At 65.2% G+C, this 13,590-nt stretch carries 15 protein-coding genes; 9 read left to right on the forward strand and 6 right to left on the reverse strand.

The features are described 5' to 3' along the window. The first annotated feature begins 33 nt into the window (after positions 1 to 33). From glnA to NP511_RS12290, 3 genes are all read left to right on the forward strand, one after another. On the forward strand, positions 34 to 1,389 hold the full coding sequence (gene glnA, locus NP511_RS12280) for a type I glutamate--ammonia ligase (protein WP_049965713.1): 1,356 nt from the start codon (positions 34 to 36) through the stop codon (positions 1,387 to 1,389). 247 nt (positions 1,390 to 1,636) lie between these two features. Then, the gene (locus NP511_RS12285; RefSeq protein WP_049965714.1) at positions 1,637 to 1,906 is read left to right on the forward strand and encodes a hypothetical protein; all 270 of its coding nucleotides are present in this window, start codon (positions 1,637 to 1,639) and stop codon (positions 1,904 to 1,906) included. Between the two features lie 175 nt (positions 1,907 to 2,081). Further along, positions 2,082 to 2,600, forward strand: a complete 519-nt coding sequence (locus NP511_RS12290; RefSeq protein WP_049965715.1) for a gamma carbonic anhydrase family protein — start codon at positions 2,082 to 2,084, stop codon at positions 2,598 to 2,600. Positions 2,601 to 2,642: 42 nt separating this feature from the next. On the opposite strand, the gene NP511_RS12295 is transcribed toward NP511_RS12290, so the two are convergent. From NP511_RS12295 to NP511_RS12310, 4 genes are all read right to left on the reverse strand, one after another. Further along, positions 2,643 to 3,140: a hypothetical protein gene (locus NP511_RS12295; protein WP_049965716.1), complete on the reverse strand. Its 498-nt coding sequence runs from the start codon at positions 3,138 to 3,140 to the stop codon at positions 2,643 to 2,645. 77 nt (positions 3,141 to 3,217) lie between these two features. After that, entirely contained in the window at positions 3,218 to 4,345 is a 1,128-nt protein-coding gene (gene pdhA / locus NP511_RS12300) for a pyruvate dehydrogenase (acetyl-transferring) E1 component subunit alpha (RefSeq protein ID WP_049965717.1), read from the reverse strand. Between the two features lie 62 nt (positions 4,346 to 4,407). Next, entirely contained in the window at positions 4,408 to 5,499 is a 1,092-nt protein-coding gene (ygfZ, locus tag NP511_RS12305) for a CAF17-like 4Fe-4S cluster assembly/insertion protein YgfZ (protein WP_049965718.1), read from the reverse strand. A gap of 39 nt (positions 5,500 to 5,538) precedes the next feature. Beyond that, positions 5,539 to 5,835 (reverse strand): DUF6432 family protein, encoded by a 297-nt coding sequence (locus NP511_RS12310; protein WP_006180242.1) that lies wholly within the window; start codon positions 5,833 to 5,835, stop codon positions 5,539 to 5,541. A gap of 378 nt (positions 5,836 to 6,213) precedes the next feature. Here NP511_RS12310 and tnpA point away from each other — a divergent pair, with 378 nt between their 5' ends. From tnpA to NP511_RS12335, 5 genes are all read left to right on the forward strand, one after another. Beyond that, the gene (gene tnpA / locus NP511_RS12315; RefSeq protein ID WP_049965719.1) at positions 6,214 to 6,618 is read left to right on the forward strand and encodes an IS200/IS605 family transposase; all 405 of its coding nucleotides are present in this window, start codon (positions 6,214 to 6,216) and stop codon (positions 6,616 to 6,618) included. A gap of 4 nt (positions 6,619 to 6,622) precedes the next feature. Then, positions 6,623 to 7,864 carry an RNA-guided endonuclease InsQ/TnpB family protein gene (locus NP511_RS12320; protein WP_049965720.1) on the forward strand — a complete coding sequence of 414 codons (1,242 nt, stop codon included), beginning with the start codon at positions 6,623 to 6,625 and terminating at the stop codon, positions 7,862 to 7,864. 49 nt (positions 7,865 to 7,913) lie between these two features. Next, positions 7,914 to 8,921: a DUF7093 family protein gene (locus tag NP511_RS12325; RefSeq protein ID WP_049965721.1), complete on the forward strand. Its 1,008-nt coding sequence runs from the start codon at positions 7,914 to 7,916 to the stop codon at positions 8,919 to 8,921. A 150-nt stretch (positions 8,922 to 9,071) separates the two neighbouring features. Further along, positions 9,072 to 9,458 (forward strand): DUF5611 family protein, encoded by a 387-nt coding sequence (locus tag NP511_RS12330; protein ID WP_006180240.1) that lies wholly within the window; start codon positions 9,072 to 9,074, stop codon positions 9,456 to 9,458. Between the two features lie 319 nt (positions 9,459 to 9,777). Further along, positions 9,778 to 9,963 (forward strand): hypothetical protein, encoded by a 186-nt coding sequence (locus tag NP511_RS12335; RefSeq protein ID WP_049965722.1) that lies wholly within the window; start codon positions 9,778 to 9,780, stop codon positions 9,961 to 9,963. On the opposite strand, the gene NP511_RS12340 is transcribed toward NP511_RS12335, so the two are convergent. Next, positions 9,964 to 11,295, reverse strand: coding sequence for a dicarboxylate/amino acid:cation symporter (locus tag NP511_RS12340; protein WP_049965723.1), 1,332 nt, complete (start codon positions 11,293 to 11,295; stop codon positions 9,964 to 9,966). It abuts the gene before it with no gap. Positions 11,296 to 11,396: 101 nt separating this feature from the next. Continuing rightward, positions 11,397 to 12,884, reverse strand: a complete 1,488-nt coding sequence (locus NP511_RS12345; RefSeq protein WP_049965724.1) for a heme-binding protein — start codon at positions 12,882 to 12,884, stop codon at positions 11,397 to 11,399. Between the two features lie 157 nt (positions 12,885 to 13,041). Between NP511_RS12345 and NP511_RS12350 the strand changes: the two genes are divergently transcribed. Continuing rightward, a complete protein-coding gene (locus NP511_RS12350) occupies positions 13,042 to 13,566 on the forward strand; it encodes a PadR family transcriptional regulator (protein ID WP_006647944.1) in 525 nt (174 codons plus the stop codon). Positions 13,567 to 13,590: the final 24 nt, after the last annotated feature.

Consider the following 13,590-nt stretch of genomic DNA (forward strand, 5'->3'; position numbering starts at 1 on the left):
TAGTATACTGGTTACGAGGATACGACGAGAAAGATGACAAGCGGAAACCTCTCTGACACCGAACAAGCGGTATTGGACGAGATCGAGGAGCAAGACGTCGACTTCCTCCGACTACAGTTTACCGACATTCTGGGCACGGTCAAGAACGTCTCCGTGCCGGCCCGCCAGGCCGAGAAGGCCTTCACCGAGGGGATCTACTTCGACGGTTCTTCTATCGAAGGCTTCGTTCGCATTCAGGAGTCGGACATGCGACTCAAGCCCGACCCCGAGACGTTCGCGATCCTCCCATGGCGCCAGAAGGACGACAGCGCCGCCGCCCGAATGATCTGTGACGTCTACGACACGACCACGGGCGAACCCTTCGAGGGCGATCCGCGCCGCGTTCTCAAGAACGCACTCGACCGCGCCGAGGAGATGGGCTACATGGTCAACGCCGCGCCCGAACCGGAGTTCTTCCTGTTCGAGGAGGACGAGGACGGCCGCGCCACGACCAAGACGAACGACGCCGGCGGCTACTTCGACCTCGCACCGAAGGACCTCGCCAGCGACGTCCGCCGCGACATTATCTACGGGCTCGAGGAGATGGGCTTCGAGGTCGAGGCCAGCCACCACGAGGTCGCCGAGGGCCAACACGAGATCAACTTCACCTACGACGACGCGCTCGCGACGGCCGACAACGTCGGCACCTTCCGGACCGTCGTTCGTGCGATCGCCGCCCAGCACGACCTGCACGCGACGTTCATGCCCAAGCCGATCCCGCGCATCAACGGCTCGGGGATGCACACCCACCTCTCGTTGTTCACCGAGGACGGCGAGAACGCCTTCCACGACGAGGACGACGAGTTCAACCTGAGCGACGAGGCCCACGCCTTCACCGCCGGGATCCTCGAACACGCGCCGGCGATTACGGCGATCGCGAACCCGACCGTCAACAGCTACAAGCGCCTGGTGCCCGGCTACGAGGCGCCCGTCTACGTCGCCTGGTCGGACCGCAACCGCTCTGCCCTGATCCGCAAACCGGCGGCCCGAACGCCGGCGGCCTCGCGCGTCGAACTGCGCTCGCCCGACCCGTCCTGTAACCCCTATCTCGCGCTCGCCGTCATGATCCACGCCGGCCTCGACGGCATCGAGAACGACCTCGACTGTCCCGACCCGGTCCGCGAGAACATCTACGAGTTCGACGAGGCAAAACGCGAGGAGTACGGCATCGATACGCTGCCCTCGAACCTCGGCGAGGCCGTCGACGCCCTCGAGGAGGACGAGGCCATCTACAACGCGCTGGGCGACCACGTCGCGCCCAAGTTCGTCGAAGCGAAGCGACAGGAGTTCGAGGACTACCTCGTCGACGTCTCCGACTGGGAACTCGACCGCTACCTCGAGACGTTCTGAACGCCGCCGATCGGTCCGGCCTTTTCTTCTCCGCGTCGGTCAGCAGCCTCGCTCGCGGTCGTGACTCGAGTGTGAGCATCTCGGCGTCGCGCGTGTAATCTCGACTATGCCGGTGCGAGACCAGCGATCCGCGTTCTCGCGACGGACCACGTCGCTGCCGGCCGACCGAGGGACGCGCCGACCGCGCGGTCTTTACGGCGCACATTCAGGGGCAATACGTAGGCACGGTGGCGACGGAGCGCCGAGTATGGCTGACGCGCCGGCGATCACCGAGGTCGAAACGGCGGACGAGTACATTCACGTTCGGTTCCGTGATCCCGACCGGTACGACGAAATCAGGACACCCGATTGGGCGACACAGCCGGCGGAATCGGTCTCCGAGGGCAGCGAGGTCAGAACTGGAAAGATCGAAGGCGAAGACGACTGGGAGGTCACCAGCGTCTTGATCGACAAACACGTCGGCGAGGACAAAGCGAAAGACCAGGCTCGAGAGATCGTCGAGAAAATCGAGTCCTGATCGAGTCATCGCGGCAGGCGAGGCCACGGATCCGCCTCCGTTTCGGCTCGCTTGCCCGTCGCTCGAGCGGGTCCCGGACGCTCGCTCCGCCGCTCGAGTCCCGTCGACAACGCATCGACGACTGTCACGGTGATCGTGATTCGGTATTATGGGTGCGATAGTGATACTATTACACATGGTCGACAGCAGGACCTACGCGTTCGAGGACGACCGGCCGATGATCGACGACACGGCCCGCGTTAGCAGCGAGGCGACCCTCGTCGGCGACGTCGAGGTTGCGGCGGACGCGAGCGTCTGGCCCGGCGTCGTGCTACGTGGCGACGTCGGTCCCGTCCGGATCGGCCGGGAAACGCACGTCGGGGACAACGCGACGATCCACGCCTCGCGACTCGCGAGCGAAGTCATGGTCGGCCACGGGGCCGTCCTCAACGAGACGTCCGTCGAGAAGCGATCGCTGATCGGGTTCAACGCGACGATAAACACCGGCGTGACGATCGGCACCGGCAGCATCGTCGCCGCCGGCACCGTCGTCCCCGACGAGTATACGATCCCGCCTGACTCGTTCGTCCGCGGTGTCCCCGCGGAGATCACGCCGCTTGAGGACACCGGGATCGATGCGGCGGCGATCCTCGACGACTACTCGTCGGGCGAGTACACGAACCTGGCCCAGCGCCACGAGGAACTGTTCGACTGAAAACCCGGCCGGCGCCCCCTCGAGCGGTCGTACGGGATCGCGCTACGACCGCTGGCTCGCGGACCCGAGTTCGAAGATCTCCCTGTAGAGACTCTCGGCGAGGCTGTCGATCCGTTCCTCGGCCTCGCTGGCGGCCATCGTGTCGGCGATGCCCCGCCACTCCACGGAGAGGCGGGCGATCGGCACCAGCGCGACCCCGCCGATGACGATGTCGCCCTCGGGTGTGTGAACGCGCCACTCGGTCCTCGTTCCCGTCGCGGCGCGGGTGACGCCCTCGATCTCGCCGCCGGCAGCGACCCACCGCTCGACCAGGTCGTCAGTGATCCGGCGGAGCTTTCGTTCGCCGAGCAGGTGACAGGCGAGGCCGAGGCCGGTCACGATCGCGAACGCCGCGGCCGCCATCGCGAGGCCGCCGTAGGGAACGTTGATCGACGCCGCGAGGCCAGCCGTCACGACGACCAGTCCGACGACCCGCCCGTCGACCGCGTTCGGCACCGTACCCTCCCAGCTTGCCTCCCGGGACGGCTGCTCGAGTCCCATATCGACTGGGGGTTGCGACGACGTCCGGGTAGCCGTTTGCCTGTCCCACTGCGGCCTTTATACGCTGCCCCAGATGTTCACTCGTCTTCGAGTAACGCATCGTCGCCGTGGCGGTCCCGCAGGTCGGCGAGGTACTCGCGCTGGGCCTCGAGTCGCGGCGTCGGCTCCGCGTAGGTGTACTCGAACATCTCGCCGGGATCGCCCGCCACGTCTTCGGCGCGGTCGACCAGCGTGGCCAGCGTCTCCTCGATCTCGCTCTCGATCGCCTCGATCTGGTCGTCGTCGAGGACGCCCGCATCCCGCAGGTAGGCTTCGAACCGGTCGATCGGATCCTTCTCACGCCACTCTTCGACCTCCGACTCGTCGCGGTAGACATCGGGATCGTCGGCCGTCGTGTGCGCGCCGTAGCGGTACTGGACCGCTTCGATCAGCGTCGGGCGTCGCCGCTCGTCGCCGGACTCGAGGGCTTTTTCCCGGGCGGCCTTCGTGACGACGTAGGTCGCGAGCGGGTCCATGCCGTCGACCTGGACGCCCGCGAACCCGTAGGCCGTCGCCTTCTGTGCGATGGTCGCGCTCGCGGTCTGGCGCTCCCGCGGGACCGAGATGGCCCACTGGTTGTTGTTACAGAAAAAGACCGTCGGCGTGTCGAACACGCCGGCGAAGTTCAGCGCCTCGTGGAAGTCCCCCTCGGAGGTCGAACCGTCCCCGAAGTGAGCGACGCCAACCCGGTCGTCACCGTTCAGCTTCGCGGCCCACGACCAGCCCACGATGTGGGGCAGGTGGGCGGCGATCGAGATGTTCAATGGGAAGACGTCGATCTCGGCCAGCGCGGCGTTGCCGTCCTCGTGGCCCATCCAGTACAGCAGGTACTCCCATGGCAGACCCCGCACGACCAGCGCCCCGTGTTCCCGGTACTGAAAGGAGAGCATGTCGTCGTCAGCCAGCGCGTAGGTCGCCCCGATCTGGGACCCCTCCTGGCCGGCCAGCGAGGAGTAGGTCCCCAGCCGTCCCTGCCGCTGGAGGCTGATCATCCGTTCGTCGAACCGGCGGGAAAACCGCATGTCCCGGTACATCGACCGCAGCGTCTCGGCCTCGAGGGCCGGCTCGAGTTCGGGTGCGACAACGGCGCCGTCCGGGTCGAGGACGCGGATCCGATCGTCCGGCTCCCGGTCCAGCAGATCCCGCTCGAGGGCGTCTCCGGACATGCGTCGTTCCTCGAGTCCGCGGTATATAACAGTGGCTCCGAACGCGGGATCCGTCGTCCCGCCTACTGGTACTCGGGGAGCCGAGCCGACCGATTCGAGCCCTCGACGAACGGCAGCTCGGTCCGCGTCGCGGCGACTTCCTCGCCGCCGACGCGGACCGTCAGCTCGTCGCTCTCGAGGCCGTAGTCGATGACGGCGAGCGCGATGACATCCTCGAGCATCGGGCTTTCGCCCGCGCGGGTCACCTCGCCGACCGAGGCATCGCCGTCGAAGACGGCCGCGCCGCCCTCGGGGACGGTCTCGCCCTCGAGCGTCAGCCCCACGAGCCGTCGACTCGGCTGACCGCGGTTCTCGACGCGGGAGACGACCTCTTGACCGACGTAACAGCCCTTCTCGAAGTCCAGGGCGTTGCGGAGGCCGAGGACGTTCGGCAGCTCCCCCTCGAGTTCGGTGTGGAACAGGGGGGTCCCGGCCTCGAGCGCGAGGCTCTCGAAGGTCCGGTAGCCGAAGGGGGCGGCGTTGAGGCCGTGGTTGAGCAGCGTGTCGTAGACCGCTTCGGCGTCGTCGGCCGCACAGATCACGTCGAAACTCTCCTCGCCGGTCAGCGCGTCGGTTCGGACGACCGTGACGCCCTCGTCGCCCATCGTCCCGCGGACGAACGAAAGCGGGCGGTCGGGCGAGGCGGCCCCGTTGAGAACGCTGGCGATCTTCTCGGTGGCTTGCGGGCCGTGGATGCCAAAGATTCCGTACTCGTCGGTCGCAACCCGGATGCCGACGTCCTGAATGAACACTTTCTCCGACCACTCCTCGGCCAGCGGTTCGGCGGCCTCGGGCTGGGTGAAAAGCAGCAGCCGCTCGCCCGCGTTGTAGACGTAGAGTTCGACCTCGATCCCGCCCTGCGGGTCGAGGACGAGCGCGTAACAGCCCTCGCCGTCCTCGGCGGGGACCCGGTTCGAGACCACGTTGTCGACGTACTCGACGCGATCGTCGCCGTCCACGACGATCACGCCGTAGGCCGGTTCGAACAGTCCGACGCCGTTGCGGACCGCCCGGTGGGTCCGCTCGGGCCGCCCGAAGTGGTCGACGATCGTCCGGTCGGCGCGCTCCCCGAACGTGGCCCCGTGATCCTCGTGGATGGACTCGATGACGCTCATGGATACTCCCTGGGGCCTGACCGTATCAGGCGTTTCGATTCAAAAAGGCAGCCGGTCGCGAAGCCACTCGCCGAACGACTCGTCGTCGTCCTCGTCGGTCGGCTCGTCGGGGACGACGCGGTCGGCGGGTTTGATCACCGTCTCCGAGCCCGAGTCGACAGCGATCAGGTCGTCCTCTTTGAGCGTCGCCAGGGCGTCCTCGAGTTCGTCGATGTCGACCTCGACGGCCGCCCGGAGTTCGAAGACCGTCATTCCGTCCTCGGCGCGGTCGACCAAGGCGTCGAGTACCGCCACCTCCGTCCTCTCCCGGTTCCGGTACTCCCGCTTTGCTCTCATCCGTGTGTCTATTCGACGACCCGGGATTTGACGTTTGTCGTTCCGACAGCGACGAACGCCGCCGCCGAACCCGCCTCCTCGAGCCCACGGTCCGATCCGCCTGCCAGTCGGCCGGAATTCAGACCGCTGTCACGACCGAAAAACTCGCTTAGCTCAAAGTAGGCGCTAAATCCCCTTCCTCAGCGTGCGCCAACCGAAAGAAGGCGCGAGCAGGGAGGGGATACAGCGTTCACGAGAGCGAAGCTCTCGTGCGCGAACGAGACGCGAAGCGTCTCGTCAACGCCGCACGGTTTTCATACACGATTCGGTAGCAGGCCCACAGGCCCACGCAGCCGAAATATTTTTCAGTAGGATGTTATATAGTATTAACTGGGACCAATGAGCTATGACCTCGACTTGGGAGCGCACTTGACGTATTCCCTACGCTACCACCCGATACTCACCACGAAGTATCGGCGCGGAGTGCTAACCGAGGAGCGAACCCAATTTATCCACGAGGTCATCAGCGGGTTCACGGACAACTACAGCGTCGAACTGACGAACCTCGACGGCGAAGACGACCACGCACACATCCTGTTCCGAGCGAAACCAATCACAGACCTCGTGAAGTTCATCAACACGGTCAAAGGTGCGATCGCCTGCCGTATCCGCAACGAGTACGCGGACGAACTGAAAACCGAACTGTGGCGAGACTCGTTCTGGGACGACTCGTACTGCCTCATCTCGACGGAGCAAGTGTCGCTGGATATGCTGAAACAGTACGTCGAGAACCAACGCGAGTAACGCCATGTACTACGCCTACAAGTACCATCTCAAGCCGTCCGATGCCCACCGTAAGGAGTTGGACCGCCACCGAGACATTTGTAGGCAACTGTATAACCACACGCTATACCGCCTCAACGAGTACCAAGAGAACCACGGCGAACTGCCGTCCATGACCACCCTGCGGTCGGAGGTTCCCGATCTCAAGAAATGGTGGGACGGCCTCTCAGACGTGTACTCGAAGGTTCTCCAAACCGTCGTGGAACGCCTGTTCGACAACCTCAAAGGACTCTCCAAACTCAAGGAGAACGGCTACGGCGTCGGTCAACTCAAGTGGAAGCCTCCACGGGAGTTTCGCAGTTTCACGTACAGTCAGTCTGGCTTCAAACTCGACAAGAAGGGTGGTCAGGCTGTGCTGTCACTCTCGAAACTCGCGGACATTCCTATCAAACTCCACCGATCCATCCCCGACGACGCGACACTCAAGCAGGTCACAATCAAGAAGGAACCGACGGGCGAGTGGTTTGCCACGTTCGGTGTCGAAATGGACTGTGAGCCACCCGAACCGCCCGAGAATCCCGAAGAGTGCGTCGGGATCGACGTGGGAATTCTCAAGTATGCCCACGACACCGACGGCATGGCGGTCGGGTCCCTCAACCTCTCCGATGAGCGTGACCGCTTGGAACGTGAGCAACGGAAACTCTCGCAAAAGCAACACGGGTCGAACAACTGGGAGAAACAACGGCGGCGGGTCGCGGAGTGTCACGCCGATCTGCGACGAAAGCGCCGTGACTTCTTGCACAAACTCTCGAACTACTACGCACGGGAGTACGACCTCATAGCCGTTGAAGACCTGAACGTGAAAGGGATGATGGAATCGCCGTCGAACAGCCGCAACACAGCCTCCGCCGCGTGGCGAATGTTCTTCTCGTTGCTCGAATATAAGTGCGAACACGAAGGAACGCACTTCGTAGCGGTTAACCCGAGAGGGACGACCAAGGAGTGCGCGTCGTGCGGCGTCTCGACGGGAAAGCCGTTGTGGGTTCGTAAACATTCCTGTCCTGCCTGCGGTTTCGAGGCGGACAGGGACGCGAACGCGGCGTGGAACATTCTTTCTCGCGGCCTCGAAAAAGTAGGAGTGGGACACTCCGAATCAACGCCTGTGGAGACTGCGCTCCCTGTGGATACGCCTGTATCTGCAAAGCGCGTCGTGGAAGCAGGAAGCCTTCCCCTCAAGGAGCGAACAGCGGCAGCCATGAGCGAGTAGGGTAGTTCACCAGTACGTTTTTTATGGGACCGGTCGGTACGGTGGGACAATGGTCCTGCGATGTTCGCTGCTCGGACACGACTTCGGCGAGGACGAGGTCGAACGCGAGCGCGAAGAACGGGGCAGCGAGGTCGTCGTAACCGTCCAGGAGTACGAGGAGTGTGCCCGCTGTGGCGAGCGCAACGTCATCAGCGAGAACACCGAAGTAACGAGCCTCTCCGCCGGGACGGACGCCGACTCGCCCCCCGCCGAGCCCGATACCGAACCGCCCGAACCAGCACTCGCGTCCGACTCCGACCCGATCGACGGCGAGGAGGACGCCGAGTTCATCGATGCCGACGAACCCGCGACGGCGGCCGCCGGCCCCGCAACCGCCGGTCCGGCCGACACGGACGACGCCGGCCCGACTACGGCCGACCCGGCCGCCCCTGACCTCGAGGCGGCCGAGCCCGACCCGGCCGGAGTCGACGACGAGATCGATCTCCCGACCGACGAGAACGGCAATCCAGTCACCGACGACGGCGAGATCCTCGAGGACGACGAGCCGGCCGCCGATCCCGACCGTGACCGCGAACGCGGCGAGTGGCCCGACTCCGACGACGTCGGTCCGCCGGCGGACGAGACCGGCGAACCGACCGACTGGCCCGACGACGGCCCTGCAGGTGCCGACGACGCGGCCGACGCCGGTGCCGAGGTCGATCCGGCCGCGATCGAGGACGACGCCGTCCTCCTCGACGACGAGCCGGACGACCCCGTCGGCGGTGCTGACGCCGCCGAGGCCCCTGCCGACGCCCGCTCCGTGACTGCCGAGCCGCCGACGCAGGACGCGACCGAGGCTGCCGCCGACGTCGCGTCGGAACCGGGGACCGGCATCGAGCGAGCCGAGTCGGTCCCGACGCCCGCCGAGGGCGACAGCGGTCCCGGCGAGGACGTGCCGACCGAGTTCTACTGCCCCCGGTGTGAGTACGTCGCCGCCGGCGATCGGGGCTCGTTGCGGGCCGGCGACATCTGTCCCGACTGCCGGAAGGGATATCTCAGCGAACGCGAGCGGCGTTGATACGACCGGTATCCCGATTTCCCGGTGCAACCGCGACGGTCACGGGTCTCGTGTCCGTGATACCGCCGTTCGAGCGATCCCTGACAGGTCAGCGGATCGAATCGTTGGCTATGAAAAGAGGTAAACGCGCCGCCGTGTTTCTCCCAATCCATGAAGGAGTACAAGATGCGTCGCGGTGAATATCTCGAGGAGCGCATTCCGGATATGGAGTCGACGGTCGAGGACTACTTCGGCCCGATCACCGGCACCGAGGAGTACAAGGGCAGCGACCTCTACCTCATCGACGAGCCGGACAACCCGGTCTTCGAGAAGATCGTCGTCGGTGCCGTCGAGTACTCCGGCAAGAAGGACAAACTCGGCGTCGAGTTCAACGAGCGCGACCCCACCGAACTCGGCCCCGACGAACTCGAGGCCGCGGCCGACGCCGTCGACATCAAGAACGACTTCCTGCTCGAGGCGACCGGCCGTGACGCCAAGGCACGACGCGACTCGATGAAGCGGAAAGTCGAGGACGACCCGGATCACGATTTCGACTAACGAAATTTTACGCTGCGGTCTATCGCGAGCGAGGCGAACAGCGCCTCGCTCGCGATGTCCCTCGGTAAAATTTCGATCAAAAACACTCCTCTTTCCGTTCGCTCGTCCTTCCAGTCCTCGCTCACATCAGTCGTCGGTCCGCTCGTTCGTGCCGTCGACACTCACTCGCGGTCGGTATCGGGCGGCGGCCTGCCCTCCCCCGAGTCGGGCGACTCACCGCGAGTGCGGTGAGCCGCCCTCCCGGCCACGGTACCGCCCTTGACGTGGCCGTTCCTGTTGCTTCGTAACGGCTTTGACCGCCGCGTCGAAGTACCCGGTAATGGAACCACAGGCGTTTCTCGCGGCGACGCTGGCTGCTCACGTCGGCTTCGCGATCTTCGTAACCGCCCACGGCTATCTGACCGGGCGCGACCCCGGCAAGTGGCCCTTCGTGACCCTCGCGTTCGGCCTGGCCGGGATCGCCGCCTACTTCTTCTACGACGAGTCGGCGGACTCGAGTCCCTGATCAGTCACCGGCTGCGACGCTGTCCTCGCCGTCGCCACTGGCTTGCGAGCCGTCGGCCCAGACACCCTCCGTGAGATCGATCCCGTCGGTCCACTTGCCGACGACCGACGCGACCGCGAGGTCGCCGGTGACGTTGTTCGTCGTCGCGATCCGGCCGAGGATCGGGTCGACGCCCGCGACGAAGCCGACGATCTCGAGGGGGAGTCCAACGGCGTTCAGAATGACGGTCAGCATGATGAGCCCGGCCCCGGGGACCCCGGCGGTGCCGATACTGATCAGGATCACGGTCGCGAGGACGATCAACTGATCGCCGAGACCGAGCGACACGCCGACCATGTTCGCGGCGAAGACCACCGTGACGGCCTGTCTGATCGCCGCCCCGTCCATGTTGATCGTCGCCCCGAGCGGGAGGCCGAAGCCGTAGACCGACTCGTCGATGCGCAGGTTCGTTTCCGCGTCGGTGATCGTCACCGGCAGCGTCCCGCTCGAGGAACGGATCGTAAAGGCCGTCACCATCGCGTCTTTCGCGCCGTTGAGAAACGAAAGCGGCGACTGGCCGAGGATACCGACGGTCATCACGCCCAGGTAGGTGACGGTCATGTGGATCGCGATGCCGATCGCGATGACGCCGACGAGCGCGCCCAGTTGCACGATCGCGCCCAGGCCTTCGGTCCCGATCGCGGCGGCCATGAGCGCGAAGACGCCGACGACGCCGTACTCCATGACGCCCCAGACGATCGTGAACAGCGCCTGCGTGCCGGCGTCGATAAACGCGAAGAAGCCGTCGATCGCGTCCGCGATCGGCTCCTCGGTCGTCGATTCGCGGACGATCGTCAACGCCAACCCGAAGACGATGACGACGAAGATCGTCGCCAGAATCTCGCCGTTGACCATCGCGGCCAGCGGATTCTCGGGGACGATACCGAGGGCGACCTCGGAGACCGACGGCGGTTCGGCCTGCTGGGCCTCGCCACCGGTGAACTCCACGGCCGTTCCGGGATCGAACAGGTTCGCGACTGCGAGCCCGATCAGGGCCGCGATCGTCGTCGTCGCGGCATAGAGTGCGACGGTCAGCCCGCCGACCTTCCCGAGCTTCGACGGCGTTAGCTTGCGCATCCCGCCAAGCAGCGTAAAGACGATCAACGGGATGATCAGCATCTCGAGCAGCCGCAAGAAGAGATCGCCAAGCGGACTGAGAACGGCAGCGCGTTCGCCGGCGATGGCCCCGAGTGCGGTCCCGAGGACGAACGCGACCGCAATACGGTAGATGATCGGAATCGAGCGATACTGCTCCCACGTTCGTCGTGGCAACGACTCCTGCGTCGTACTCATCGATCCGCCTTATGAACGGGACCGATCAACCCGTGTCGGTACCGGTGAGACTGTCCCACACCTATGACGGGCCGTCCTGGCGGAGACGACTGGGGTCCGTCTCAGGCCAGGAAGACGTGTCGCGGCCGGTCCGCGAGGACGTCCCGCCCGAACTCGACGGTCTCGGAGAAGGCGTCGCTCCGGAAGAACGTCATGGCGTCGTCCCGGGAGTCCCAGCGGCTGGCGATGAACATGTCGTTTTCGTCCTCGCGGTTGACCAGCAGGTCGGTCTTGCGGTGGCCGTCCATGTCGGCGAGGACGCCACCGACGTCGTCGAAGGTTTCGACGAAGTCCCCGCGGTGGTCCGGTTTGACGGTGTAGAACATCCCCATCGTCCCCCACGAGTCGTCCTCGTCGTCACCGGCCTGTCGGACGACTTCGGGTAACTCGGCGAGGAATCCGGCGGCCGTGTTCGCGGCCCGTTCGGTGTCCCAGAGGCTGACGACGGCGGTTTCGCTGTCCGTATCCTGGGGCTCGTAGACCGCCGTCTTCACGTGGGTGTCGTAGTGGTCGAAGTTCTCCCGGTAGCCGTCGACCTCCGCGAACAGCTCGTCGGAGTCGGCCGCCGAGTAGAGGACGACTGCGTGGACGTCCTCGCCGTGGGGCTGGCCCGCGTAGATGCCCTCGTCCTCGAGTTCATCGCGGACGCCGCCGCTCTCGTCGCCGTGGCCCGATCCCGACTCGTCGCCGTGATGATGTCCGTCGGAGCCGCCGTGGTGTCCCTCGGCGTCACCGCTGGCGTGAGGGTGGGACGTCTCGCCCTCGGCCGGCACGCGGTCGCCGGCGAGGAAGGCCCCGAGGTCCGCCGGTGGGAACCGCCGTGCCGAGAGGAACCGCCCGAACTCGGCGAAGCGGGAACTCGAGGGATCGAAGCGCATCTCGTAGAGCAGTTCCTTGACGTCGGTCGGGTCGTCACCGAACAGGGTCACGCCCCACTCGAAGTCGTCGAGCCCGACGCTACCGGTGATGATCTGGGTGACGCGGCCGGCGTAGTCCTTGCCGATCTCGCCGTGGTTCGCGAGGTAGTCCGCCCGCTCGTCGAAGGGCAGTTCGTACCAGTTGTGGTCCGGCCCGCGGCGCTTGCTCATCGGGTAGAAACTCAGGAACTCGCTGTCGGGAATCTCGGGTTTGAGCCGGGACTCGATGTAGCGCTCGAGGCCGGCGTCTTCGACCTCGCTGTCCTCGTCGAAGTAGTCCTCGGACATGTAGCCCGAGACCTCCGTGACCGACACGTAGGAGTCGGCTCGCTCGGTGAACTCCGCGAGCGCAGTGTGTTCGAACCGCCGCTCGAGCGCGTCGATGTCGCCGAGGGTGGGACGGAGATGGAGGACGAGCAGGTCGGCCTTGTGGCCGAGGACGGCGAACGTCGCCGAATCGCCCTCGTCGGCGTCGTCGACGGCCTCGCTGGCCTCGAGGTAGTCGATGCCTTCCTCGATGGCCCGTTCGCGTCGCCGCTCCGGGGCGGCCCGCCAGGCGTCCCAGTCGATCGACCGGAAATCGTGGAGAACGTACCAGCCTTCTTCGGTCTGCGGTGGTCGCCGTCGTTCCATAGTTGCGGGTTGGAACCGGGCGCTCAAGAAGGACCGGATTTCGGTTGACAGTTTCGGCCCCGACCGCCGCCGCCAGATCAACCGGTACCGAACCTGCACCGTCGGAACTCGGCGTGACCGAAACCCTTTAGCGCCGTCCGTTTTATCCCCGAGACACATGCGGAAAAGTGGCCCGCCGAAAGGACTCATCGCCTATCTCGTCCTCGAGCTTCTCGCGGAGAAACCACGGTACGGATACGAGATCTTGAAGGAGATCTGTGAGATCAGCGGCGGTCACTGGGAGCCATCCTACGGCTCGGTCTACCCCATCCTCTATAAGTTCGAGGACAAGGGCTGGGCCGAGCGCATCGAACGCGAGGACGAACCCGACCGAAAGTACTTCGAACTGACCGCCGAGGGCCGGGCGGAACTCGAGGAGCGGCGCGAAACGGGCGCGGAGAAGGCCCGCGACTTCGCGGACGTCATTCTTGGCTTTTTCCACGTCTATGCCGCCTTCTCGACGGACGATCGGTTCGACATCCCCCCAATGGAGGGTGAGTGGCACTTCGACGAGGCGTTCAGCCGCTGGGTCGTCGAACAGGTCGTCCGCCACTACGAACACTACTTCGATACCGATTTCGAACGCCTCGAGGCGACGCCCGAGGAGTTCTACGAGCGCCACGGCGTCGAGTACGAGGAGTGACGTCGCGGGCCTGACGGTCGTTCG

Origin of the sequence: Natrinema thermotolerans (assembly GCF_031165565.1) — an archaeon.
Classification (GTDB): domain Archaea; phylum Halobacteriota; class Halobacteria; order Halobacteriales; family Natrialbaceae; genus Natrinema; species Natrinema thermotolerans.

What these genes read in the sequence shown, in the direction of transcription:
- glnA (WP_049965713.1), top strand. Translation starts at nt 34, where the DNA reads ATGACAAGCGGAAACCTCTCTGACACCGAACAAGCGGTATTGGACGAG.
- NP511_RS12285 (WP_049965714.1), top strand. Translation starts at nt 1,637, where the DNA reads ATGGCTGACGCGCCGGCGATCACCGAGGTCGAAACGGCGGACGAGTAC.
- NP511_RS12290 (WP_049965715.1), top strand. Translation starts at nt 2,082, where the DNA reads ATGGTCGACAGCAGGACCTACGCGTTCGAGGACGACCGGCCGATGATC.
- NP511_RS12295 (WP_049965716.1), bottom strand. Translation starts at nt 3,140, where the DNA reads ATGGGACTCGAGCAGCCGTCCCGGGAGGCAAGCTGGGAGGGTACGGTG.
- pdhA (WP_049965717.1), bottom strand. Translation starts at nt 4,345, where the DNA reads ATGTCCGGAGACGCCCTCGAGCGGGATCTGCTGGACCGGGAGCCGGAC.
- ygfZ (WP_049965718.1), bottom strand. Translation starts at nt 5,499, where the DNA reads ATGAGCGTCATCGAGTCCATCCACGAGGATCACGGGGCCACGTTCGGG.
- NP511_RS12310 (WP_006180242.1), bottom strand. Translation starts at nt 5,835, where the DNA reads ATGAGAGCAAAGCGGGAGTACCGGAACCGGGAGAGGACGGAGGTGGCG.
- tnpA (WP_049965719.1), top strand. Translation starts at nt 6,214, where the DNA reads ATGAGCTATGACCTCGACTTGGGAGCGCACTTGACGTATTCCCTACGC.
- NP511_RS12320 (WP_049965720.1), top strand. Translation starts at nt 6,623, where the DNA reads ATGTACTACGCCTACAAGTACCATCTCAAGCCGTCCGATGCCCACCGT.
- NP511_RS12325 (WP_049965721.1), top strand. Translation starts at nt 7,914, where the DNA reads ATGGTCCTGCGATGTTCGCTGCTCGGACACGACTTCGGCGAGGACGAG.
- NP511_RS12330 (WP_006180240.1), top strand. Translation starts at nt 9,072, where the DNA reads ATGAAGGAGTACAAGATGCGTCGCGGTGAATATCTCGAGGAGCGCATT.
- NP511_RS12335 (WP_049965722.1), top strand. Translation starts at nt 9,778, where the DNA reads ATGGAACCACAGGCGTTTCTCGCGGCGACGCTGGCTGCTCACGTCGGC.
- NP511_RS12340 (WP_049965723.1), bottom strand. Translation starts at nt 11,295, where the DNA reads ATGAGTACGACGCAGGAGTCGTTGCCACGACGAACGTGGGAGCAGTAT.
- NP511_RS12345 (WP_049965724.1), bottom strand. Translation starts at nt 12,884, where the DNA reads ATGGAACGACGGCGACCACCGCAGACCGAAGAAGGCTGGTACGTTCTC.
- NP511_RS12350 (WP_006647944.1), top strand. Translation starts at nt 13,042, where the DNA reads ATGCGGAAAAGTGGCCCGCCGAAAGGACTCATCGCCTATCTCGTCCTC.